This is a genomic window from Nocardioides ginsengisoli (genome assembly GCF_039537225.1).
Lineage (GTDB): Bacteria > Actinomycetota > Actinomycetes > Propionibacteriales > Nocardioidaceae > Nocardioides > Nocardioides ginsengisoli.
On sequence record NZ_BAABAC010000024.1, the window covers coordinates 233,832 to 254,889 of the forward strand.

The window sequence follows — 21,058 nt, forward strand, 5'->3', positions numbered from 1 at the left end:
GTCTGCCAGCATGGCGGGGTGACGCCGACCATCCTCTGGTTCCGCCGGGATCTCCGGCTCGGCGACCATCCCGCTCTGCTGGCCGCCGCCGAGCAGGGGCCGGTGCTGCCACTGTTCGTGCTCGACGACGCGCTGCTCGGGCCGTCCGGCCGGCCACGCCGCGACTACCTGTTCCGGTCGCTGCGGGCACTCGACGCCGACCTGCGCGCACACGGCCCCGGGCTCGTCGTACGGAAGGGGCGGCCGGAACAGGTCGTCCCCGAGCTCGCCGCCGAGATCGGCGCGGGCGCGGTGCACGTCAGTGCCGACTTCGGTCCCTACGGCGCCGCGCGCGACGCCCGCGTCGAGGAGGCACTCGACGTCCCCCTCACGCGCACCGGCTCGCCGTACGCCGTCGGGCCGGGGCGGCTGCGGACCGGCGGCGGCAAGCCCTACCAGGTGTTCACGCCCTTCTACCGGGCCTGGGTCGAGCACGGCTGGCGGGCGCCGGCCGCGTCCGACCCGGCGGCGGTCGACTGGGTCGGCGCGTCCGGGGTCGCGCTGCCCGAGGCCGCGTCCGGCGACGAGCCGGTCGGCGAGGCGGCCGCGCGGGAGCGCTGGGAGGCCTTCCGCGGCACGCCGTACGACGACATCCGCGACCGGCCCGACCTCGACGAGACGTCCCGTCTCTCCCCCGCCCTGCGGTGGGGCGAGATCCACCCGCGGACCGTCCTCGCCGGGCTCGACCTGCGCAGGCCGCACGACGAGACCTTCCGCCGCGAGCTGGCCTGGCGCGAGTTCTACGCGCACGTGCTGCACGCCTGGCCGGAGTCCGCGCGCTCCTACTTCCGCCCCGAGCTGCGGGCGCTGCCCTATGTCACCGGCACCGAGCGCGAGCGCCGGCTGGCGGCGTGGACGGCCGGCCGGACCGGCTATCCGATCGTCGACGCCGGCATGCGCCAGCTGCTCGCCGAGGGCTGGATGCACAACCGGGTGCGGATGATCGCCGCGTCCTTCCTCGTCAAGGACCTGCACGTCGAGTGGACCTACGGCGCGCGCCACTTCATGCGGCACCTGGTCGACGGCGACCTGGCGAGCAACCAGCACAACTGGCAGTGGGTGGCGGGATGCGGCACCGACGCGGCGCCGTACTTCCGGATCTTCAACCCGACCACGCAGGGCCGGAAGTTCGACCCGGACGGCGTCTACGCGCGGCGCTGGATCCCCGAGCTCGACAGCCCCGACTACCCCGAGCCGATCGTCGACCACGCGACACAGCGCGCGGAGGCGCTGACGGCGTACCAGCTGATCCGAGGAAACCGTGCCTGATCCGCAGCTCACCGACCGCTGGACGCCCGACGGGATGCGGGCGCTCACCCTCCTCCTGCACGGCGGCGCCGAGCACGCCCAGACGCCGGTCGACGGTCGCAGCCTGGCCTGGCGGCGGATGCGCACCCTCGGCCAGCACATCGCGCCCGCGCTCGTCGCCGACGGCGTCGGGGTCGCGGTGCTGCGCTACCGGATGAAGGGCTGGAACGCGGCCGCCGACGTGCTGCCCTCGCCCGTCCCCGACGCGCGGTGGGCGCTCGACGAGATCGTCCGGACGTACGGCGACCTCCCGGTCGCCGTCGTCGGCCACTCGATGGGCGCACGCACCGGCGTGGCCGTCGCCGACCACCCGTCGGTGCGCGGCGTCGTCGCGCTCGCCCCGTGGCTGCCGCCGGACGACCCGATCGCGCCGCTCACCGGCAAGGTGCTGCGCGCCGCGCACGGGCGCCGCGACAAGGTCACCTCGCCGCGCGCCACCCGGCGCTTCGTGGAGCACGCCGCGACGATCGCCGACGCCGACTACACCGACATGGGACCGGTCGGCCACTACATGCTGCGGCGGGCTCCGCTGTGGGACGCGTTCACCGCCGCGGCGGTGCGGGAGATCCTCGGCTGACCGTCCTGCGTCTCACCCGGCATCTCCGTCGTAGATCCGCCGGATCGGCGACGGAAATGCCGGGTGAGACGCGAGGACCGGCCCAAGATCAGGCCAGCGCGAGGAAGAGCTTCTCCATCTTCTTCGCGTCGACGCTGTCGGGGCCGCCCTCGACCAGGCACTTCTGCAGCCCGGTCGCGACCAGCGCATAGCCGCCCCGGCCGACGGCCTTGTTGACCGCGGCGAGCTGCATCAGCGCGTCCTCGCACTCCGTGCCCTCCTCGAGCATCCGGATCACCGATGCCAGGTGGCCGTTGGCCCGCTTGAGGCGGGTGATGATCGCCTTGATCTCGTCAGGCTCCAGCTTCATCGGATCGCTCCCGTCTGTCCGGTCAGGGCCTCCATCATCCCGGTCAGCCGGACGCGCGCGTCGGCGGCCACCTCGGCGACCTCCGCGCCGGCCGTCAGCGTCGCCATGAAGCCGGGGTCGAGGACCTCCACGCGCGTGCGCCCCTCCCCCGCGTCGGCGACGACGACATTGCACGGCAGCAGGGTCGCCATCCGCGGCTCGGCCTGCAGCGCGCGGTGCGCCAGCTGCGGCCGGCAGGCGCCGAGGATCACCTGCGCCGGCACGTCCTCGTCGAGCTTGGCCTTGAGCGTCGCCCGGATGTCGATCTCGGTCAGGACGCCGAACCCGGCCTCGCCGAGCAGCTCGCGCACCCGCGCCACCGTGTCGTGGTACGACGCCGCGATGGTCGCGGTGAGCGTGAAGTCGGTGGTGTTCATGGGTTCTCCTTCGTGGATTCGTTGTCGATTCGATATCCCCCCGGGGGGATCTGCTACGGTTTCGATCGTATCCCCCCAGGGGGATCAAACGAAAGGAGAAGCCACCGTGGCGCAGCACACCTCGCGGCCCGGTCCGCTCGGACGCCTCGGCGTCTGGGTCACCGAGCACGGCCGCATCGTCGGGATCGCGTGGATCGCGATCGTGATCGGACTCGGGATCTTCGCCCCGTCCGTCGAGAAGAACCTCTCCGGCGCCGGCTGGCAGGCCGACGGCTCGGAGTCCGTCGCCGTCCGCGACCTCGCGCAGGAGCACTTCGGCGGCAACGCCAGCCATGCCATCCAGGTCGTCGTCCACAGCACCGACGGGCCGCTGTCCAGCGGCGAGGGCGCGCGCGTGATCGCCCAGGTGACGCGGGTGCTCGAGACCGAGCCGCGACTCGCCGAGGTGGTGCCGCCGATGCCGGGCGCCAGCCTCTCCCCCGACGGCCGGACCGCCGTCGTCCTGGCCGGCGCGGGCGTCGACACCAACGAGATGGTCCGTGTCGCGACCGACCTCAAGGCGGAGCTGCAGCAGCTCTCGACCGACACCGTGCAGGTCAACCCGACCGGCTCGTCGCTGCTGTGGTCGGACTTCAACGAGGCCAACCTCGACGCCATGCTGACCTCGGAGATGTTCTCCTGGCCGGTGACGCTGGCGATCCTCGTGCTCGCCTTCGGCGCGCTCGTCGCCGCAGGGCTCCCCCTGCTGCTCACCCTCGCCGGGCTCGTCGCCTCCGCCGGCTCGCTGGTGCTCATCAACGAGCTGGTGCCGGTCTCCATCTGGGCGATGAACTTCGCGATGATGTTCGCGCTCGCGCTGGGCATCGACTACGCCCTGTTCCTCGTCGTCCGCTACCGCGCCGCGCGGATGGGCCAGCACGACTCGGCACGCCGGGCCGTCGCCGAGACCATGGACACCGCCGGCAAGGCCGTCCTGCTCTCCGGCGCGACGGTGCTGGTCTCCCTGTCGGCCGTGATGCTGGTGCCGTCGCCGTCGTTCCGCTCGATGGCCGGCGGGATCATGATCTCCGTCGTCTTCGTGCTCGCCGCGACGCTGACCCTGCTGCCGCTGGTGCTCTTCAAGCTCGACCACAGGATCAACCGGCTCGCGCTGCCCTGGGTCAAGACGGGCGAGCACCGCTCGCCCCTGTTCGAGCGCTGGGGCGCGCACCTGTGGCGTCGTCCGGTCGCCTGGGGCGTCGGGGCGACCGTCGTCCTGCTGGTGCTGGCCGCGCCGATCCTCGGCCTGAAGACCGGCATGCCGTCGATCAAGGTGCTCCCCGAGGACGCCAGCGCCCGGGTCGGCTACGCCCAGGTCAAGGACGCCTTCGGGCCCGGCGCGCCGGGCATGCTGCAGGTCGTCGTCGACCGTGCGGACGCCGAGCGCGCGGCAGCGGTCCTGAGCGAGGACGCCGGAATCCAGGCCGTGCTGCCCGCCATGCCGGCGGCCGACGGCAGCGACCTGGCGATGATCCAGGCAATGCCGACGGTCGACCCGTCCGACCCGGCCCTGCCCGCGACCGTCGACCGGTTGCGCGCCGACCTGCCGTCGTCCGCGCTCGTGGGCGGTGCGGCGGTCGAGAACCTCGACCTCACCGACCAGCTCGACTCCTCGACCCCGATCGTGATCGGCGTCGTCCTGCTGCTGGGGTTCCTGCTCCTGCTGTTCGCCCTGCAGGCGCCGCTCATCTCCCTGCTCGGCACGCTGGCCAGCCTGCTCTCGACCGCCGCGGCGTTCGGAGTGGCGCGGCTGGTGTTCCAGGACGGCCACGGCTCCGGGCTGCTCGGCTTCGAGCACCAGGGCTTCCTCGACGCCTGGGCGCCGGTGTTCTTCTTCGCGATGATCTTCGCGATCGCGATGGACTACACCGTCTTCCTGCTGGCCTCGGCCAAGGAGCACTGGGAGCGCTCCGGCGACCCGCGTGAGGCGATGGTCGGCGCGGTCGCCCACTCCGGACGGGTGATCTTCGCCGCCGGCGGCGTGATGGTCGCGGTGTTCTTCACCTTCGCGCTCTCCGGCCCGCTGCCGCCCAAGGAGATGGGCGTGATCCTCGGCGTCGCCGTCCTGCTCGACGCCTTCCTGATCCGCCTGGTGCTGCTGCCCGTGCTGCTGCGCCTCTCCGGCCGCGCCGCCTGGGCGACGCCCGCCTGGCTGCGCCGGGTCCTCCCCAACATCACGTTCGCCCACGACTGACCCCCACCACCGAGAGGAATCACCATGACCGAGCACACCTCCCCCCACGGCAAGCCCGTCCTCGACGAGCTGTCGCCGCTGCACCGCAACCTGCGCCGGGCGATCCCGGACGTCTACCAGGGCTTCGGCGCGCTGTCCGCCGCGTCCTTCGCCGAGGGCGCGCTGCCGAAGTCCACCAAGGAGCTCATCGCGCTGGCCATCGGCGTCGTCGAGGGCTGCGACGGCTGCATCGCCTCGCACGCCCAGGCCGCGGCTCGCGCCGGCGCCACGAAGCAGGAGGCCGCCGAGGCCATCGGCGTCACCTTCCTCATGCACGGTGGCCCCGCGACCATCCACGGCGCGCGCGCGTACGACGCGTTCTGCTCGTTCGCCGACGCGCTCGAGCCCGCGGCCGCGGCCGCCGCGGAGGCCTGAGCGATGTGCCGTCCCGTGCGCTGCCGGACCTGCGGCAAGACCACCTGGTCCGGCTGCGGCCAGCACGTGGCCGCGGTCAAGGCGACCGTGCCCGCCGACCAGTGGTGCGGCGGGCACGAGCAGGGCGGGCCCGAGCAGAGCGCTCAGGCGCAGCAGAGGCCGAAGCGGTGGTGGCGATGAACGTCGACCGCCTCGTGCTCGCGCTGGCCGGCACCCTGGTGCTGGCCGGCGCGGCCCTCGCCGCGCTGGTGTCGGGCTGGTGGCTGCTGCTCACCGCCTTCGTGGGCGCCAACCTGCTCCAGTCGAGCGTGACCGGCTTCTGCCCCGCAGCGGTGGTGCTGCGCCGGCTCGGCGTCCCGACGGGCTGCGCCTTCCGCGCCCCCGGTCAGGACGGCCAGCCGGTGTAGCCCTCCGCCAGGTACGTCGAGCCCGCCGTCGAGCCGACCACCGAGGTCAGCTCGCCCACCTGCCGCCGGACGTCGAAGTCGCTGGCGTCCGGCAGCCGGTGCAGCATCGTGGTCATCCAGTACGAGAAGTGCTGCGCCTTCCACACCCGCTGCAGCGCCCGCTCGGCGTACTGGTCGAGGGCGTCGGGCGCCCCGCCGCGCAGGTGCCGCTCGAGCTGCTCGGCCAGAACCCGGACGTCGGCGAGGGCGAGGTTGAGGCCCTTGGCGCCGGTGGGCGGGACGGTGTGGGCGGCGTCGCCGGCGAGGACCAGGTTGCCGTGGCGCATCGGCTCCTGGACGAAGCTGCGGAAGGGCAGCACGGTCTTCGAGGTGATCGGGCCCTCCTTGAGCACGTAGCCGTTGGCGCCGACGCGGGCCTGCAGCTCCTCCCAGATCCGGTCGTCGGACCAGTCGGCGACGTCCTCGGCCGGGTCGCACTGGAAGTACATCCGCTGCAGCGTCTCGGTGCGCTGGCTGATCAGCGCGAAGCCGCGCTCGGAGTGGCTGTAGATCAGCTCCTCGCTGCTGGGCGGCGCCTCGCAGAGGATCCCGAACCAGGCGAAGGGGTACTCGCGGAAGAACTGCCGCCGCAGCGACTCCGGGAACTCGTGGCGGCAGATGCTGCGCGAGCCGTCGGCCCCGACGAGGATCCGGCCGGCGACCTCGTGCCGGACGCCGTCCGCGTCGGTGAAGCGCATCACCGGGCGGTCCGTGGTCAGGTCGGCGACCGAGACGTCCGAGACCCCGAAGCGGACGTCGCCCCCGTCGCGCGCGCGGGCGTCGGCGAGGTCGATGAAGACGTCGGTCTGCGGGTACAGCTGGACGCTCGCCCCCACCAGCGCGGTGAAGTCGATGCGGTGCCCGCCGCCGCCGAACGCCAGGTCGATGCCGGCGTGCCGGTAGCCGTCGCGCAGCACCCGGTCGGACACCCCGGAGTCGGTGAGCAGCTTGACGCTGTCCTGCTCCAGGATCCCGGCCCGGTGGGTGTTCTCGATCTCCTCGCGGGTGCGGACGTCGATCGCGACCGAGTCGATCCCGGCCTTGTGCAGCAGGTGCGCGAGCATCAGCCCGGCGGGGCCGCCGCCGACGATCGCGACGTCGGTGGTCGAGGTGATCATCGGGACTCCTCGAGCTCGTTGAGCACGCGCTGCGCGACGGCGAACGCGTGGTTGGCGGCGGGGACGCCGCAGTAGATGCCGGCCTGCAGGATGACCTCGCCGATCTCGTCGACGCTCAGCCCGTTGGTGCGTGCCGCGCGCACGTGCATGGCGAACTCGTCCCAGTGCCCCAGCGCGATCATCGCGGTGAGGACGGCGACCGACCGGCTGCGGCGGTCGAGCCCGGGCCGGGTCCAGACACTCCCCCAGGCATAGCGGGTGATCAGCGCCTGGAAGTCCTGCGTGAACGCGGTCTTGCCGGCTTCGGCGCGGTCGACGTGGGCGTCGCCGAGCACCTCGCGGCGCACGCGCATGCCGTCGGCGTAGGGATCGGGCTGGCCGGGCTGGTCGGGCTGGCCGGGCTGGCCGGGCTGGTCGGGCTGATCGGTCATGAGGGTCGTCCTTCGAGGAAGTCGGTGAGGAGGGCGGCCGTGCCGGCCGGGTCCTCGGCGGGCGGCAGGTGCGCGACGCCGTCCAGGACGACGTCGACCGCCGCGGGCGCCACGACCACGTCGTGGGCGCCGCCCGCCACGAGCAGCGGCACCCGCGCGGGCAGGTCGGCCGCGGCGAAGGTCGCGAGCGCCTCGCAGGCGAGGGCGTAGGACTCGTCGTCCACGTCCTGCAGCGCCCGCAGCAGGTTGCTGCCGGCGTCGGGGTCGCGCTCGAGGAAGCCGGGCGCGAACCAGCGGGTGGCCGAGCCCTCGACCATGGCGGCGGTCCCGGCCTGGCGGACGTAGGCCGCCCGCTCGCACCAGCCGTCCGGCGTGCCGATCAGGCGGGCCGAGGCGATCGTGGCGACCGCGTCGAAGGCGCCCGGATCGGCCGCCAGCAGGAAGCCGACCGCGCCGCCGAGCGAGACCCCGGCGTAGGCGACCGGGCGGCCCGCCGCGAGCTCGCCGGCCCGGGTGCGGACGGCGGCGGCGAGATCGTCGACCGTGAACGCCGTGGTGGTGGGGACGCCGGCGCCGTGGCCGGGCAGGTCCCAGCCGACGACCTCCCAGGATGCCGGGAGCAGCGCGGCGCTGCGGCTCCAGAGGTCGGCGACGCCGGTGCCGAGGGACGGCCCGACGACGAGCAACCGCTCCCCGTCGGCACTGTCGGCGCCCGCGAGCCGGCTGAACACGAGCTCAACCACGGATCTCCTCCCATCGCGCGAGCGCGACGTCGACCAGTCGCCCCGCCTCGTCGAGGTCGCCGCGCACGTCGAGCGTGCCGGCTTCCGTCGCGGCGGCGACCCGTGCGGCCATCGCGGCCGGGTCGACCTGGAGCCCCGCGACCAGCTCGGCCGCCTGGCTCCCCGCGGTGACCGCGAGCTCCAGGAGCCGCGCCAGTGCGGGCCATTCGGTGTGCCAGGCGCCGTCCGGACGCTCGTCGACGGCCCCGGCCGCGGCGAGGTGGAGCTGCGCGGCCAGGCCGGGGGCCTGCTGTGCGGCGGCGCGGACGAGGACCGACAACACCGGGTTCTGCTTGTGCGGCATCGTCGACGACCCGCCCCGGCCGGGCGCGGCGCCCTCGCGGACCTCCGCGATCTCGGGCCGCCCGAGCAGCAGCACGTCGGCGGCCAGCACGCCGAGCGCGTCGGTCGCGGTGGTGAGCGCGTCGCCGATCGCGGTGACCTGCGCGCGGCGGGTCTGCCACGGCAGGTCCGCCGCGTCGAGGCCGAGCTCGGCGGCCAGGGTCGACGTCGCGGCGGGGTCGGCGAGGAGCGCACGAGTGCCGGCCGCGCCGCCGTACTGGACGGGGAAGGTCAGCGCGTCCAGCCGCGCCAGCGCGTCGGCCACGCCCGCGAGCCACTGCGCGGCGCGCAGCCCGAAGGTGGTCGGGACCGCCCACTGGGTGAGGGTCCGGGCCACCGCGGGGTCGTCGCGATGGGTGCGCGCGAGCCCGGCGAGGGCGTCGCCGGTCGCGACCAGGTCGGCCCGCAGCCGGACGACGGCGTCGCGCGCGAGCAGGACGAGCGCGGTGTCGACGACGTCCTGGCTGGTCAGCCCGCGGTGGACGGCGTCCGCCGCGTCGCCCGCGGCCTCGCGCAGCAGCGCGACCAGCGGTACGACGGGGTTGCCGGCGGCCTCCGACGCGACGGCGAGCGCCGCGACGTCGATGTCGAGACCGCCCGCGGCCTCCGCGACCTTGGCCGCCGCCGCCTCGCCCACCGCGCCCGCGGCCGCACGAGCCCGCGCCCAGGCGACCTCGACACGCAGCAGCGCCGCGAGCACGGCCGCGTCGTCCGCGATCCCGGCGGCGCGATGCGCTCCCGGCCGCAGCAGCCCGCTCATCGCGGATGCCGCGGGTAGCGCAGGAAGACCGTCTCGCGGTCGCCCTGCAGGTGGATGTCGAAGCGGTAGCCGTCGTCGTCGGCCACCACCTGCAGGCTCGCCCGCTCGTCGGCGGGCAGCCCGGCCAGGAAGTCGTCGGACTCCCCCGGCAGGTAGGCGCGGGTGAACAGCCGGTCGAGCAGGCCGCGCGCGAAGATGGTCACCCCGAAGAAGGCGGCCCCACGGTCCTCCGCGCCGGCGACGCCGCCCGGCAGCACGGTCGTGAAGGCGTAGCGCCCCGACGCGTCGGTGGCCGCGCGCCCCCAGCCGGTGAACCGGCCGTCGCGGCGCAGCGAGCCCTCGACCTGCGGCACCCGCCCGGTGGCGTCGGCCTGCCGGATCTCGAGCAGTGCGTCGGGGACGGGCGCGCCCGCGCCGTCGTACACGGTGCCGTGCAGGCGGATCGCACCGGCCGAGCCCGGCGGCACCAGGAGGCTGTCGCCGGCGTAGGGCAGCGCGTAGTGGAAGAACGGGCCGATCGTCTGGCCGGGCGTGGGCTGCAGCGTCTCAGGCATCATGGTCCTCCCGCTCCAGCGGCGTCGCGTGGGTGCCGGTGAGCACGATGTCCCAGCGGTAGCCGGTCGCCCACTCGTGCGTCGTCAGGTCGTGGTCGTAGGCCGCGACGAGCCGGTCGCGCGCCGACTGCTCGGTGATCGACTGGTAGATCGGGTCGAGCGCGAACAGCGGGTCGCCCGGGAAGTACATCTGGGTCACCAGCCGCTGCGTGAACTCGGTGCCGAACAGCGAGAAGTGGATGTGCGCCGGCCGCCAGGCGTTGGTGTGGTTGCGCCACGGGTACGGCCCCGGCTTGATCGTGGTGAACCGGTAGACGCCGTCGCCGTCGGTCAGGCAGCGGCCGACGCCGGTGAAGTTGGGGTCGATCGGCGCCGGGTGCTGGTCGCGCTTGTGGATGTAGCGCCCGCCCGCATTGGCCTGCCAGATCTCGACCAGCTGGTGCCGGACCGGCCGGCCGTCGCCGTCGAGCACGCGGCCCGTCAGCAGCATCCGCTCGCCGATCGGCTCGCCGCCGTGCTGGATGGTGAGGTCCGCCTCGACCGGGTCGACGTCGGAGTGGCCGAACACCGGCGCGACCAGCTCGATCCCCTCGGGGTCGGCGTGGCGGAGGTCCTTGGTCGGGTGCCGCAGGACGGAGCTGCGGTAGGGCGGGAAGTCGATCCGCGGCTGCGCGGCGCCGGGCGGCGTGGCCGCGTGGGCCTCGGTGATCTCGGCGGTGATCCGCTCCTGGGGGTCCAGCGCCGGCGGCGCTGCTGAGGTGGTCGTGAGCACGCTCACACGCTAGGCCGAGGCGGCCGGCCGGCGCGATAGACTCCTTTCGCTCAGTGAAAGGGTTCGCATGGCCGGCAACACCTCCGTCCCCGGGGCGAGCGTCGTCTCGCGCAGCCTGGCGCTGCTCTTCGCGTTCGACGACCAGCACCGCCGGCTCACCCTCTCCGAGCTCGCCCGTCGCGCCGACCTGCCGCTCCCGACCGCGTACCGCCTGGTCGGCGAGCTGGTCGCGGGCGGCGCCCTGGTCCGCCGCGGCAGCGGTGAGTACGTCGTCGCCCGCCGCCTGTGGCAGGTCGGGCTCCTCGCGCCCGTCGAGACCGGCCTGCGCGAGGTCGCCGCGCCCTTCCTCAACGACATCCACGCCGCCACCCGCGCCACGGTCCATCTGGCGGTGCGCGAGCGGACCGAGGTGCTCTACCTGGAGCGCCTGTCCGGCCGCGCGTCGGTGCCGGTCGTCAGCACCGTCGGCTCGCGGCTGCCGCTGCACGCGACCGGCGTCGGCAAGGTCCTGCTCGCGCACGCGCCCGACGACGTCGTCGAGGCCGCGCTCGCGCAGCTGGGCCGGGTCACGCCGTACACGGTGACCCAGCCGGCCCGGATGCGCGAGCAGCTCGACCGGATCCGGCGCGACGGCTACGCCACCACGGTCGAGGAGATGACGCTCGGCGCCTGCTCGGTCGCCGTCCCGATCCGCGCGGGCGGCGCCGAGGGGCGGGTCGTGGCCGCGGTCGGCATCGTCGTCCCGTCGCTCAAGCGCGACCGGCCGCGCCTGGTCGCGGCTTTGCAGGTCGCCGCCCAGGGCATCGGGCGGTCGCTGGGCTGAGCGAGGTGGCCGGCCTCAGGCGCGGCGGTGGATCGACTTGAACGTCAGGTACGCCGCGAGCCCCTCGACGCCGTACTCCACGCCGAGGCCGGAGTCGTGCCGGCCGCCGAACGGCGCGGCGTGGTTGGACGCGAAGAAGTTGAGCCCGACCGAGCCGGTGTCCATCTGCTCGGCGACCTCGAGCGCCCGCGCGGGGTCGGCGGAGAAGACCAGCCCGCCCAGCCCGAAGGAGGTGTCGTTGGCGAGGGCGATCGCCTCGTCGAGCGTCTCGTAGCGCAACACCGCGACGACCGGGCCGAAGATCTCCTCGCGCGCGACGGTCATCGACGGCGTCACGTCGGCGAGGACGGTCGGCTGCACGAAGTAGCCCGGCCCGTCGACCGCCGCGCCGCCCGTCGTGACCCGCGCCCCCTCGGCCCGCGCGGAGTCGAGGTAGCCGACGACCACGTCGCGCTGACGCTCGGTCGCGAGCGGGCCGAAGACCGTGTCGGCGTCGAGCGGGTCGCCCTGACGGCCGGCCGCGATCGTCGCCGTCACCATGTCGACCACCTCGTCGTAGCGGGAGGCCGGGGCGAGGATCCGCGTCGAGATGTAGCAGGTCTGGCCGGTGTTGCGCATCGACGACCGCACCAGCACCTGGGCCATCGCGTCGAGGTCGGCGTCCTCCAGCACGATCGCCGACGACTTGCCGCCGAGCTCGAGCGTCGCCGGCTTGAGCAGCTCGCCGCACGCGGCGCCGATCCGCCGTCCGACCGGCGTGGAGCCGGTGAACGCGACCTTCGCGGTGTCGGGGTGGCGGACCAGCGCCTCGCCGACCGCTCCGCCGCCCGTGACCAGGTTGACCACACCGGCCGGGACGCCGGCCGCCTCGGCCGCCTCGACCACGAACCGGATCGACAGCGGCGTCGACTCCGCCGGCTTGAGGACGACGGTGCAGCCGGCGAGCAGCGCGGGCGCCAGCTTGATCACCATCAGGTTGATCGGGAAGTTCCAGGGCGCGATCAGGACGCACGGCCCGACCGGGTCACGTCGTACGACGGTCTCGGCGCCGCCCGCTGGGAACGGTCGGACGTCCTCGGCCTCCAGCCACGCTGCGAGCGACGCGACGTGGCGCAGGATCCCGGCCGCATTGGCCGCGGCGCCGGACGTCTCGGCGATCGGCGAGCCGTTCTCGCGGGTGTTGGTCAGGGCCAGCGCCTCGGCGCGCTTCTCGACCTCGTCGGCCATCCGCAGCAGCACCTCGGCCCGCTCGGACGGCGTCATCCGCGGCCACGGCCCGGACCGGAAGGCCCGCACCGCCGCGGCCATCGCGTCGTCGACGTCCTGCGCCGAGGCGTCCGGCACGCTGCCCCAGGTCTCCTCGGTCGCCGGGTCGACGACGGGCAGCCGGCCGGTGCCGTGGGCAGGCCGCCAGGCGCCGTCGACGTAGAGGTCGTCGACGTGGGTCCACGGGAGGTCGAGGGAGGGGCGCGGGTCGGTCACGGGGTCTCCTCGCGCAGCACGTCGGTCTTGAGCAGCCGGTTGGAGCGAGTCAGGTCGGCGTTGGCCATCGCGATCGCCGCCTCGGTGAGCAGCTCGGGGACGATCTCGCGCGCCAGCCGGTCGCAGTAGGTCGCCGGGTCGAGGCCGAACCAGCCCGAGGCGAGCGCGATGCCGGCGTGGTCGAAGCGCCACAGCCGGTCGGCGTCGCGGACCAGCGCGTCCTCCAGCGAGTGGGCCTCCTTGCGGGTGTCGTGCCCGTCGATGATCGCGCACACCGCCGCGACGAACTCCTCGGTGTAGCCCAGCGGCGGCAGCACCTCGCGGGCGATGAGGCAGCCCTGGCGCTCGTGCTCGAAGCGGATCTCGGCCTTGCGCCAGTCGCCGGTGAAGCCCTCGGAGATGATCCGGTCCTCGTCGACGCGCCCCCATCCGGTGTCGTGCAGCAGGATCGACACCCGCACCAGCTCGGCATTGGCCTCCGGGTAGGCGCGACACAGCCGCTCGGCGTAGGCCAGCGAGATCGGCAGGTGGATGTCGTTGCTCCGCGCCCGGGTCTCCGGCACCACCGAGCGCCACACCGGGTCGAGGTCGAGCCCCGCGGCCGGGGTCAGCGCGATCGGCGAGGTGTCGACCGGTCCGGACGGCGCCACGGGCGTGGCGGTGAGTTCGTGGATCATGACTGCTCCCTCGTGATCGTGATCGCCTTGAGCTGGACGGCGGGATCGGCCGCCTCGTCGGCCGGGATCGCCGCACCTGCGGCGATCGCGGCCTTGACCGCCATGAAGTCCAGTGGCGCGTTGACGCAGTCGGCGGCGATGATCGCCCCGCCGCGGTAGTAGAGGACCGAGTGCTTGCCCTTCGCCGGGTCGCTCCGTACGACGGTCCGGTCGTGGCCCGCGGACAGCCCCGCGATCTGCAGCTTGAGGTCGGCCTGGTTGGACCAGAACCACGGGACGCCGGCGTACTCCTCCGGGCGCCCGACGATCGCGTAGGCCGCGACCTTCGCCTGCTCGACCGCGTTGTTGACGCTCTCGAAGCGGATCCGGTCGCCCACCGGCGCACCCGGCACCGGGTTGGGCAGGTTGGCCACGTCGCCCACCGCGACGGTCACCCCGTCTGAGGCGAGCGCGTGCTCGTCGACCCGGATCCCGTTGTCGCAGGCGAGCCCGATCGACTCGGCCAGCTCGGTGTTGGGGATGACGCCGACCCCGATCAGCACCAGGTCGGCGGTGATCACCCGTCCGTCGGCGAGCTCGACGCCTGCCACCCGGTCGCCTGCGCCGACGATGCGTCGTACCTCCGCGTCGAGGACGACGTCGACGCCGTGCTCGCGGTGGTGCGCCAGCAGGTACGCCGACGTCTCCTCACCGACCGCGCGCCCGACCAGCCGCGGACCGGCTTCCAGGAGCGTGACCGTGCGGCCCATCTTGTTGAGGCTGGCGGCGGCCTCGATGCCGATGAAGCCGCCGCCGATCACGACGACGTCCTTCACCATCGGTACGCGGGCCTTCAGCTCGAGCGCGTCGTCGGCATTGCGCAGGTAGAGCACGCCCGGCAGGTCGACGCCCTCCAGCAGCAGCCGCCGCGCCCGCGCGCCGACGGTGAGCGCGAGCCGGTCGAACGGGATCTCCGCGCCCGACATGGAGTGCGCGACGCCGCTGCCGTCGTCCCGCTTGTCGATCCGGATGATCCGCTCGTTGCGGACGACGCGGATCCGGTGCTCGTCCCAGTAGTCCTGGGTGCGGTAGATCAGCGACTCCTTCGTGATCGCCCCCTGCAGGAACTCCTTCGAGAGCGCGGGGCGCTGGTAGGGCCGGTGGTTCTCGTCGCCGAGCAGGGTGATCGGCGGCTCGTAGCCGAGCGCGCGCAGCGAGACCGCGAGCTGCACGCCCGCCTGGGACGAGCCGATGATCAGCAGGCCGGCAGCGTTGTCGGACACGGGGGTGCTCATGGCTCAGACCTGCGTCTCCGGCGTGGTCACGTGCAGGTCCATGCCGTCGGTGACCTTGATCTGGCAGCACAGCCGGGACGTGTCCTGCCGGTCGACGGCGGCGCCCCAGAGCATCTCGTCCTCCATCTCCTCCATCGCCGGCAGCGACGCGAAGTCGTCGGCGTCGACGAAGACGTGGCAGGTGGCGCACGACAGCGAGCCGCCGCACTCGGCGACGATCCCGGGCACGCCGTTGCGGACGGCGGTCTCCATCACGGAGTCGCCGACCGTGGCCTCGACGGAGCGGGCCGCGCCGGTGGCGTCGGTGTAGGTGATCGTGGGCATGGGGTGCTCCTTGGGGCGCAGGGCTCAGATGAACTGGCGGCCGCCGTCGACGACGACGGTCTGGCCGGTGACGAAGCCGGCGTCGGGGCCGGCGAGGAAGAGGGCGACGCCGACGATGTCGTCGGGCCGGCTGGCGCGCCGCAGGGCGCCGCGGTCGACGCCGTACCGGGCGGCGTCTTCCATCAGGCCGAGGCTGGCGTCGGTGAGGGTGAAGCCCGGGGCGATCGCGTTCACGTTGATCGAGCGGCGGCCCAGCTCCTTGGCCATCACCCGGGTCAGGGCGATCACGCCGCCCTTGGAGGCGACATAGTGCAGCCAGTTCTCGGAGCCGCTGTAGACGGTCGCCGACGACAGGTTGACCACGCGGCCGCCCTCGGGCAGGAACGGGCTGCAGGCACGGGCCATCAGCCAGGGTCCCTTGAGGTTGACCCCCATCACCAGGTCCCACTCGGCCGGGTCGATGTCCTCGAGCGGCGCGCGGGTGACGGTGCCGTAGATCGCGGCGTTGTTGACCAGGACGTCGATCGTGCCGCCGCCGAACTCCGCGACCGCGGCCGCGAGCTCGGACGTCGACTCCGCCGAGGTGACGTCGACCGGCCCGTGCCACGCCTCGGCGCCCGCGTCGAGGAGCAGCGTGGCGGTCTCCGCCACGCCGGCCTCGTCGATGTCGGCGACCGCGACCCGGTAGCCGCGGCCGGCGAAGCCGAGGGCGAACGCCCGGCCCAGCCCGCCGGCCGCCCCCGTGACGAGGACGGTCCGGCCGGTTCCCTCGGCACTCCTGGAGTCGGTGCTGGACTCGGTGCTGGACTCGGTGCTGGACTCGGGCACGGCGTCAGTCCAGGATCTCGACGCGGCCGGTGCCGCCGTCGACCCGGATCCGCTGCCCGGTCCGGATCGTGGTCGACGCGCTGCCGGTGCCGGTGACGGCGGGCAGGCCGTACTCGCGGCACACGATCGCGGCGTGGCTCATCATGCCGCCGATGTCGGTGACGGTCGCCTTGATCCTGCCGAAGATCGGGCCCCACGACGGCGCGGTGATGGTCGCGACGAGGATCTCGTCCTGCTGCACCTCGCCCAGCTGGTCGGCGCTGTGCACGACGCGGGCGATGCCCTCGACGACGCCCGGCGAGGCGGCCATGCCGGTGATGACGCCCTCCTCGGCGCTCTCGTCGCCGGCCAGCCATTGCTGCACCTGCTCGGTGGTGATGCCGTAGAGCATCATCGTGAACGGCTCGGTGATCTCGGCCGGCGGCGTGTTCAGCGCAGGCTGCGGCCGCTGGGTCGCGAGCGCCTCGAAGATCCCGCGCCGACGCTCGATCTCGGCGGGCCAGTAGTGCGGACCGGTCGCCTCGGCGCCGACCGCCCAGCCGGTGACCAGGTCGAAGATCGCGTCGCGGACCTCGCCGCGGGTCAGGTAGAGCAGGTCCGACTCGTCGGCCCAGAAGCCGGCCGCGGCGAACACCCGGCCGAGCTCGCGGACCTTGCGCCAGAAGACGCCCATCGTCCAGTGCTCGATGTAGAAGTTGTGGTTCTCGACGTACGGGTACGCCGTCGCCGCCAGGCCCAGCTTGGCGTCGAAGGTCGCGAGCGCCTCGCCGTCCAGCAGCTCGCGGTACTCCGCGACGATCCGGTCCTTCTCGGCCGTCAGCTCGGCGACCGGGCGCATGATCTCCTGGCCCTCGTCGAGCCGCCGGATGTAGTCCTTGATGTAGCCGAGCGGGATCTCCTGGTGCTCCAGCCAGTACTTGTCGTGGCCGTAGAAGCCGTTGCCGACGGTGAAGTTGAACCACGGGTCCTGCGCCGCCTCGTACGCCGCCAGCCAGGCCGGGCCGCCGTCGTGCTCGCCGACCCGGGCGAGCGTGCCGGCCACGTCGTCGGTGTCGGCGAAGGCCGCCTGCATGCCCTTCTCCACGGCCAGGGTGGCGAGCTTCTTGAGCTCGTCGTCGGGCCGGAAGAGCTCCATGTCGACGCCCTGGACCATCTTCGCGATGGCCTGGTCGGGGATGCCGGGGAAGGCCTCCTTGCAGAAGCCGAAGAAGTCGAGGTAGGCCAGGTAGCCGAGGTTGAGGAACTCGAAGTGGTACTGCCAGTTCTGGTAGCAGAGCTGGATCAGCCGGTCATAGCTCTCCATCAGCACCTCGGAGCCGTCCTTGGCGACGCCGGCGACGATGTCGTCGAAGGGCACCATGGCGGGCAGCGGCTCGAAGCGCAGCGCCTCCATCTCGTCGATCGTGCCGCGGACCTTGACCCGCCACGCGTCGAGGAGCTCGTTCCAGTTCTGGAAGTAGTGGCCCGCCCGGCGCTCGAACTCCGGCACCCGCGCGGGGATCTGCTCCTCCGGCACCGGGACCGGCGACATGTAGAGGTAGCCGAGGTGGATCTTGAACTCGATGCCGTTGGCCGGCGGGATGAGCAGGTGGCGGGTGTTGTACTGCCCGAGGCACTTGACCGCGAACTCGCCGCCGATGGTCTCGAAGGGCTTGAAAACCGTCGGCCAGTGCTGGCTGTCGCAGAACCAGAACTTCTCGTCCTCGGCGCCGCTCAGGTTCTGGAAGACCAGGTTGTAGGGGTAGAGCTTCTCCCAGCCCTCGGCGCCCTCGGGGACGGGCAGCTCGGACGGCTTGGGGAAGGACTTCATCGCGGGGGCGGTGCCCATTCCCGGGGTCGGGTCGGTGACGGTCATCAGTTGTTCCTTGGGGTGAGAGAGCTGGTGAGTCCGGACATGAAGCCGGTCATCCCGCCCGAGGCAGGGGTGGCCGTGGTGGCAGGGGTGGCGGCCGCCGGCGGGGCGGCCACCGAGTGGACGGTCTCGGGGCGTGCCTGCAGCAGCAGGAGGTTCTCCCCTGCCGCCAGGTCGCGGTCGAAGGCCCACTCGATGTCCTGCGGGCATCCGTAGTGCTTCTCGGCGCGCTTCGCGAGCTGGGCGACGGCGACGAACTCGTCGAGCTCGAGGCACAGCCGCTCCCGGCGCTCGGGCTCGACCTCGCGCTCGACGAGTCGGCCGAGGTCGGCGTCCGGGACCAGCTCGGCGTGCTTGGCGCCGCGGTGCTCCTCGACCACGCTGAACATGACCTTGTCGAGGAGCAGGTGGTCGGGGGTGACCTGGCCGGAGACGACCATCTCGCCGACGCCGTACGACGCGTCGATGGCGATCTTGGACCGGTCGCCCGTCGTCGGGTTGAGCGTGATCGCCACGCCGGCGACGCGGGCGTCGACCATCTTCTGCACGGCCACCGCCATCGACAGGCCCTCGTCGGGGATGTCGTTCTTGAGCCGGTAGAGGATCGCCCGGCTGGTGTAGATCGACGCCCAGCAGCTGCGGATGTGCTCGCGGACGTCGTCCCACCCGCGCAGCCACAGGTAGGTGTCCTGCTGGCCGGCGAAGCTCGCGTCGGGCAGGTCCTCGGCCGTGGCCGACGACCGGACGGCGACCGGCACGTCCGCGCCGATCCGCGCGACCAGCGCGTCGTACGCCGCGCGGGTGGCGTCGCGGACGCCGTCCGGCACCGGGCAGCCGAGGAGCAGCTCGCGGATCTGCGCGGCGACCTCCTCCACCTTCACCACGTCGGCCGGGTCGAGGCCCGCGAGCAGGGCGTGCACCCGCTCGGCGATCCCGGACTCGCGCACGAAGGCGTCGTAGGCCGCCGTGGTGACCGCGAACCCCGGCGGGACCGGCATCCCGGCCGCCGTCATGGTGACCAGCGAGGCGCACTTGCCGCCGAGCAGGTCGTGCTCGGCCGGCTCGTCGGCGTCGAAGAACTGGACGTAGCGCTCGCTCATCGTTCCCCCTCGGAAGTCGCGCCCCAGGTGACGGGCACCGCGACGGGCGCCCGGAAGGACAGGTTGTCGCCGAACCGGATGGCGTCGGCGTCGACGAGGCGCAGGTCCGGGGCGACCCGCGCGATCTCCTCGAGGCAGACCTTGGCCTGCAGCTTGGCCAGCATGTTGCCGAGGCAGTAGTGGATGCCGAACCCGAAGGCGAGGTGCTCGCGGGCGTTGGCGCGGGTGACGTCGAAGGCGTCGGCGTCCTCGAAGCGGGACTCGTCGCGGTTGGCCGAGCCCATCAGCAGGAGCAGCTCGCTCCCGGCCGCGATGGGGACGCCGCCGACGGTCGTGTCCGTGAGCGCCTTGCGCCGCCAGCCCACGATCGACGGGCTGATCCGCAGCACCTCGTCGACGGCGCCCGCGATCAGGCTCGGGTCGTCGAGGATGCGCTGCCACTGGTCGGGGTGGGCCAACAGCGTCCGGACCGCATTGGAGATCAGCGTCGTGGTGGTCTCGTGGCCGGCGAAGAGCAGGCTGTAGCAGATCGACGAGATCTCGTGGTCGGTGATCGGGTCGCCCTCGGCCTGCGCGCGGACCAGGTCGCCGACGAGCGAGTCCCGCTCCTCGGCGTGCGCCTCGGCCACCAGCCGCCGGCACTCGGTCCAGTAGTCGACCAGGTTGTGGGCGTGCGGCACCTGCTCCTCGTCGGACAGGTCGCCCCACGTCATCGCGGCCCGCGAGTCCGACCACTTCTTGAACAGCTCGACCTGGCTCGTGTCGGCGCCGATGAGGGTCAAGATGGTGACGGTCGGGACGTCGTAGGCGAGGTCGCGGACGATGTCGCCGGCCCGCTCGGGCCGCTCGCGCATCGCCGTCAGCAGGGCGACGACGTGGGCGCGGATGGCCGGCTCGAGCGCCTTGTAGCGGCGCGGGGTGAATGCCTTCGCGGTCACCTTGCGGATCCGGGTGTGCTCGGGGGGAACCCGCGCCGACAGGCCGGAGTACGCCGTGAAGCCGCCCTCCTCCATGATCCGCCGCGCCTCGGGGCCGCGCTCGCGGACCGGCGCCTGCGCGTTCTCGCTGCTGAAGGTCTCCCAGTCCTCGAAGACCGCCTTGACGTCCTCGTAGCGGCTGACGACCCAGTAGCCGACGCGCTCGTCGTACATCACCGGCTCCTCGGCCCGCAGCGCGGCGTACGCCGGGAACGGGTCGTCCATCGCGAACGGCTGGTAGCCGTGGTGGGCGACCGGGCAGCCGGTGCCGGGCTCGTGCGTGGTGGTCATCTCGCACCCTTCTGAAAGGTCTCGGACCGGGCGTTCAGTGGCCCCGGTCACAGGGTCAACACTGGCCCCCGGCGACGCCGCTCACAATGGCCGCCTTCCGTTGAACGGAAGTGCGTCAGCGGGGTGCGGCGGAGCCGGCCCAGCGGCTCACCGAGGGCGCGATCCGGGCCGCGATCCCCCGCAGCGTCGGGAGATGGCGCGGCATCTGGTCCGCCTGCGCGGAGTGCATGACGAGCCCGATCGAGGCCGGCGCCCGGCCGTCCCGGGTGAGCACGGGGACGGCGACCGAGCAGCTGCCGACCCGCACCTCCTCGTAGGTCGTCGCGAAGCCGCGCTCACGGATCGACGCCAGCTCCTCGAGCAGGCGCTGCGGGTGCACGTGGGTGCGCGCGGTGACCGGGTCGAGCCGCTCGGCGACGTACGCCTCCTGCAGCCAGCGGTCCTCGTAGGCGAGCAGCACCTTGCCCACCGCGGTCGCGTGCAGCGGCAGTCGGCCGCCGACCCGGCTCGCGCGCGGCACCCGCTTGGAGCCGTAGATCCGGTCGATGTAGAGCGCCTCGTGGCCCTCGCGGATGGCGAGGTGGGCGGTCTCCTGGGTGAGCGAGAAGAGGTCCTGCAGGTAGGGGCGGGCGGCGTCGCGGATCTGCCGGCCGGCGTGCTGGGCGACCTCCCACAACCGCAGCCCGACGACGTACCGACCCTCAGGGGTGCGCTCCAGCGCACCCCACGCGACGAGCTCGCCGGCCAACCGGTGCGCGGTCGGCAGCGGCAGGTCGGCGTGCGCCGCGAGCTCGCTCAGCGTCTGGGCGCCGGGGCCGTGCTCGAAGGCCGCGAGCAGCGCGAGCACCTTGGAGGTGACGGTGCGTCCACCGCCGTCGGTTGCCACCAC

24 protein-coding genes are annotated in these 21,058 nt (G+C 73.3%); 7 read left to right on the forward strand and 17 right to left on the reverse strand.

What is annotated here, in order from left to right:
• Window positions 1-18 precede the first annotated feature (18 nt).
• Together AB4880_RS14350 and AB4880_RS14355 are read left to right on the forward strand one after the other, a co-directional pair.
• Window positions 19-1,308 carry a cryptochrome/photolyase family protein gene (locus AB4880_RS14350; RefSeq protein WP_367919893.1) on the forward strand — a complete coding sequence of 430 codons (1,290 nt, stop codon included), beginning with the start codon at window positions 19-21 and terminating at the stop codon, window positions 1,306-1,308.
• Window positions 1,301-1,924, forward strand: coding sequence for an alpha/beta hydrolase (locus AB4880_RS14355; RefSeq protein WP_367919894.1), 624 nt, complete (start codon window positions 1,301-1,303; stop codon window positions 1,922-1,924). The genes AB4880_RS14350 and AB4880_RS14355 overlap by 8 nt, the downstream gene beginning before the upstream one ends.
• Before the next feature lie 88 nt (window positions 1,925-2,012).
• Here the strand turns inward: AB4880_RS14355 and AB4880_RS14360 are convergent, their stop codons facing one another.
• Both AB4880_RS14360 and AB4880_RS14365 read right to left on the reverse strand, forming a co-directional pair.
• The gene (locus AB4880_RS14360; RefSeq protein WP_367919895.1) at window positions 2,013-2,273 is read right to left on the reverse strand and encodes a metal-sensitive transcriptional regulator; all 261 of its coding nucleotides are present in this window, start codon (window positions 2,271-2,273) and stop codon (window positions 2,013-2,015) included.
• A complete protein-coding gene (locus AB4880_RS14365; protein ID WP_367919896.1) occupies window positions 2,270-2,689 on the reverse strand; it encodes a DUF302 domain-containing protein in 420 nt (139 codons plus the stop codon). The genes AB4880_RS14360 and AB4880_RS14365 overlap by 4 nt, the downstream gene beginning before the upstream one ends.
• A 106-nt stretch (window positions 2,690-2,795) precedes the next feature.
• Here AB4880_RS14365 and AB4880_RS14370 point away from each other — a divergent pair, with 106 nt between their 5' ends.
• The 4 genes from AB4880_RS14370 to AB4880_RS14385 are packed head-to-tail and all read left to right on the forward strand — an operon-like array spanning window position 2,796 to window position 5,743.
• Window positions 2,796-4,922, forward strand: a complete 2,127-nt coding sequence (locus tag AB4880_RS14370) for an MMPL family transporter (protein WP_367919897.1) — start codon at window positions 2,796-2,798, stop codon at window positions 4,920-4,922.
• Window positions 4,923-4,946: 24 nt separating this feature from the next.
• The gene (locus AB4880_RS14375) at window positions 4,947-5,336 is read left to right on the forward strand and encodes a carboxymuconolactone decarboxylase family protein (RefSeq protein ID WP_367919898.1); all 390 of its coding nucleotides are present in this window, start codon (window positions 4,947-4,949) and stop codon (window positions 5,334-5,336) included.
• 3 nt (window positions 5,337-5,339) lie between these two features.
• Window positions 5,340-5,516 carry a DUF8730 family Cys-rich protein gene (locus AB4880_RS14380; RefSeq protein ID WP_367919899.1) on the forward strand — a complete coding sequence of 59 codons (177 nt, stop codon included), beginning with the start codon at window positions 5,340-5,342 and terminating at the stop codon, window positions 5,514-5,516.
• Window positions 5,513-5,743 carry a YgaP family membrane protein gene (locus AB4880_RS14385; RefSeq protein WP_367919900.1) on the forward strand — a complete coding sequence of 77 codons (231 nt, stop codon included), beginning with the start codon at window positions 5,513-5,515 and terminating at the stop codon, window positions 5,741-5,743. Before AB4880_RS14380 ends, AB4880_RS14385 begins: the two co-directional genes overlap by 4 nt.
• Here the strand turns inward: AB4880_RS14385 and AB4880_RS14390 are convergent.
• From AB4880_RS14390 to pcaH, 6 genes are read right to left on the reverse strand one after another with little or no spacing between them, the layout of a single operon-like run.
• Window positions 5,722-6,900 carry a 4-hydroxybenzoate 3-monooxygenase gene (locus AB4880_RS14390; RefSeq protein ID WP_367919901.1) on the reverse strand — a complete coding sequence of 393 codons (1,179 nt, stop codon included), beginning with the start codon at window positions 6,898-6,900 and terminating at the stop codon, window positions 5,722-5,724. The two genes, AB4880_RS14385 and AB4880_RS14390, sit on opposite strands and share 22 nt — an antisense overlap.
• A complete protein-coding gene (gene pcaC, locus AB4880_RS14395) occupies window positions 6,897-7,331 on the reverse strand; it encodes a 4-carboxymuconolactone decarboxylase (RefSeq protein WP_437440503.1) in 435 nt (144 codons plus the stop codon). Before pcaC ends, AB4880_RS14390 begins: the two co-directional genes overlap by 4 nt.
• Complete coding sequence (locus AB4880_RS14400; protein ID WP_367919902.1) at window positions 7,328-8,074, reverse strand: alpha/beta fold hydrolase; 747 nt, start codon at window positions 8,072-8,074, stop codon at window positions 7,328-7,330. The genes pcaC and AB4880_RS14400 overlap by 4 nt, the downstream gene beginning before the upstream one ends.
• Entirely contained in the window at window positions 8,067-9,215 is a 1,149-nt protein-coding gene (locus tag AB4880_RS14405; RefSeq protein ID WP_367919903.1) for a lyase family protein, read from the reverse strand. Before AB4880_RS14405 ends, AB4880_RS14400 begins: the two co-directional genes overlap by 8 nt.
• Window positions 9,212-9,769, reverse strand: coding sequence for a protocatechuate 3,4-dioxygenase subunit alpha (pcaG, locus tag AB4880_RS14410; RefSeq protein ID WP_367919904.1), 558 nt, complete (start codon window positions 9,767-9,769; stop codon window positions 9,212-9,214). Before pcaG ends, AB4880_RS14405 begins: the two co-directional genes overlap by 4 nt.
• Window positions 9,762-10,541 (reverse strand): protocatechuate 3,4-dioxygenase subunit beta, encoded by a 780-nt coding sequence (gene pcaH / locus AB4880_RS14415; RefSeq protein WP_367919905.1) that lies wholly within the window; start codon window positions 10,539-10,541, stop codon window positions 9,762-9,764. Before pcaH ends, pcaG begins: the two co-directional genes overlap by 8 nt.
• A 67-nt stretch (window positions 10,542-10,608) precedes the next feature.
• On the opposite strand from pcaH, the gene AB4880_RS14420 reads away from it, so the two are divergent.
• A complete protein-coding gene (locus AB4880_RS14420) occupies window positions 10,609-11,364 on the forward strand; it encodes an IclR family transcriptional regulator (RefSeq protein ID WP_367919906.1) in 756 nt (251 codons plus the stop codon).
• 15 nt (window positions 11,365-11,379) lie between these two features.
• On the opposite strand, the gene AB4880_RS14425 is transcribed toward AB4880_RS14420, so the two are convergent.
• The 9 genes from AB4880_RS14425 to AB4880_RS14465 form a co-directional block, all read right to left on the reverse strand.
• Complete coding sequence (locus tag AB4880_RS14425) at window positions 11,380-12,846, reverse strand: aldehyde dehydrogenase (protein WP_367919907.1); 1,467 nt, start codon at window positions 12,844-12,846, stop codon at window positions 11,380-11,382.
• Window positions 12,843-13,523, reverse strand: coding sequence for an HD domain-containing protein (locus AB4880_RS14430; RefSeq protein ID WP_367919908.1), 681 nt, complete (start codon window positions 13,521-13,523; stop codon window positions 12,843-12,845). Before AB4880_RS14430 ends, AB4880_RS14425 begins: the two co-directional genes overlap by 4 nt.
• Complete coding sequence (locus AB4880_RS14435) at window positions 13,520-14,797, reverse strand: NAD(P)/FAD-dependent oxidoreductase (protein ID WP_367919909.1); 1,278 nt, start codon at window positions 14,795-14,797, stop codon at window positions 13,520-13,522. The genes AB4880_RS14430 and AB4880_RS14435 overlap by 4 nt, the downstream gene beginning before the upstream one ends.
• Window positions 14,798-14,800: 3 nt before the next feature.
• Window positions 14,801-15,121: a 2Fe-2S iron-sulfur cluster-binding protein gene (locus tag AB4880_RS14440; RefSeq protein WP_367919910.1), complete on the reverse strand. Its 321-nt coding sequence runs from the start codon at window positions 15,119-15,121 to the stop codon at window positions 14,801-14,803.
• Window positions 15,122-15,145: 24 nt separating this feature from the next.
• Window positions 15,146-15,949 (reverse strand): SDR family NAD(P)-dependent oxidoreductase, encoded by an 804-nt coding sequence (locus AB4880_RS14445; protein ID WP_367919911.1) that lies wholly within the window; start codon window positions 15,947-15,949, stop codon window positions 15,146-15,148.
• A gap of 4 nt (window positions 15,950-15,953) precedes the next feature.
• Window positions 15,954-17,804 (reverse strand): PEP-utilizing enzyme, encoded by a 1,851-nt coding sequence (locus AB4880_RS14450; RefSeq protein WP_367919912.1) that lies wholly within the window; start codon window positions 17,802-17,804, stop codon window positions 15,954-15,956.
• A complete protein-coding gene (locus tag AB4880_RS14455) occupies window positions 17,804-18,901 on the reverse strand; it encodes a PEP/pyruvate-binding domain-containing protein (RefSeq protein ID WP_367919913.1) in 1,098 nt (365 codons plus the stop codon). Before AB4880_RS14455 ends, AB4880_RS14450 begins: the two co-directional genes overlap by 1 nt.
• Window positions 18,898-20,169 (reverse strand): cytochrome P450, encoded by a 1,272-nt coding sequence (locus tag AB4880_RS14460; protein WP_367919914.1) that lies wholly within the window; start codon window positions 20,167-20,169, stop codon window positions 18,898-18,900. Before AB4880_RS14460 ends, AB4880_RS14455 begins: the two co-directional genes overlap by 4 nt.
• A 115-nt stretch (window positions 20,170-20,284) precedes the next feature.
• A complete protein-coding gene (locus tag AB4880_RS14465) occupies window positions 20,285-21,058 on the reverse strand; it encodes an IclR family transcriptional regulator (protein WP_367919915.1) in 774 nt (257 codons plus the stop codon).

Bases quoted from the DNA above. Each gene is read 5' to 3' on its own strand.
- AB4880_RS14430 (WP_367919908.1), bottom strand. From the start codon at position 13,523: ATGATCCACGAACTCACCGCCACGCCCGTGGCGCCGTCCGGACCGGTC.
- AB4880_RS14385 (WP_367919900.1), top strand. From the start codon at position 5,513: ATGAACGTCGACCGCCTCGTGCTCGCGCTGGCCGGCACCCTGGTGCTG.
- pcaG (WP_367919904.1), bottom strand. From the start codon at position 9,769: ATGCCTGAGACGCTGCAGCCCACGCCCGGCCAGACGATCGGCCCGTTC.
- AB4880_RS14435 (WP_367919909.1), bottom strand. From the start codon at position 14,797: ATGAGCACCCCCGTGTCCGACAACGCTGCCGGCCTGCTGATCATCGGC.
- AB4880_RS14420 (WP_367919906.1), top strand. From the start codon at position 10,609: ATGGCCGGCAACACCTCCGTCCCCGGGGCGAGCGTCGTCTCGCGCAGC.
- AB4880_RS14375 (WP_367919898.1), top strand. From the start codon at position 4,947: ATGACCGAGCACACCTCCCCCCACGGCAAGCCCGTCCTCGACGAGCTG.
- AB4880_RS14380 (WP_367919899.1), top strand. From the start codon at position 5,340: ATGTGCCGTCCCGTGCGCTGCCGGACCTGCGGCAAGACCACCTGGTCC.
- AB4880_RS14450 (WP_367919912.1), bottom strand. From the start codon at position 17,804: ATGACCGTCACCGACCCGACCCCGGGAATGGGCACCGCCCCCGCGATG.
- AB4880_RS14390 (WP_367919901.1), bottom strand. From the start codon at position 6,900: ATGATCACCTCGACCACCGACGTCGCGATCGTCGGCGGCGGCCCCGCC.
- AB4880_RS14360 (WP_367919895.1), bottom strand. From the start codon at position 2,273: ATGAAGCTGGAGCCTGACGAGATCAAGGCGATCATCACCCGCCTCAAG.
- AB4880_RS14365 (WP_367919896.1), bottom strand. From the start codon at position 2,689: ATGAACACCACCGACTTCACGCTCACCGCGACCATCGCGGCGTCGTAC.
- pcaC (WP_437440503.1), bottom strand. From the start codon at position 7,331: ATGACCGATCAGCCCGACCAGCCCGGCCAGCCCGGCCAGCCCGACCAG.
- AB4880_RS14455 (WP_367919913.1), bottom strand. From the start codon at position 18,901: ATGAGCGAGCGCTACGTCCAGTTCTTCGACGCCGACGAGCCGGCCGAG.
- AB4880_RS14460 (WP_367919914.1), bottom strand. From the start codon at position 20,169: ATGACCACCACGCACGAGCCCGGCACCGGCTGCCCGGTCGCCCACCAC.
- AB4880_RS14440 (WP_367919910.1), bottom strand. From the start codon at position 15,121: ATGCCCACGATCACCTACACCGACGCCACCGGCGCGGCCCGCTCCGTC.
- AB4880_RS14405 (WP_367919903.1), bottom strand. From the start codon at position 9,215: ATGAGCGGGCTGCTGCGGCCGGGAGCGCATCGCGCCGCCGGGATCGCG.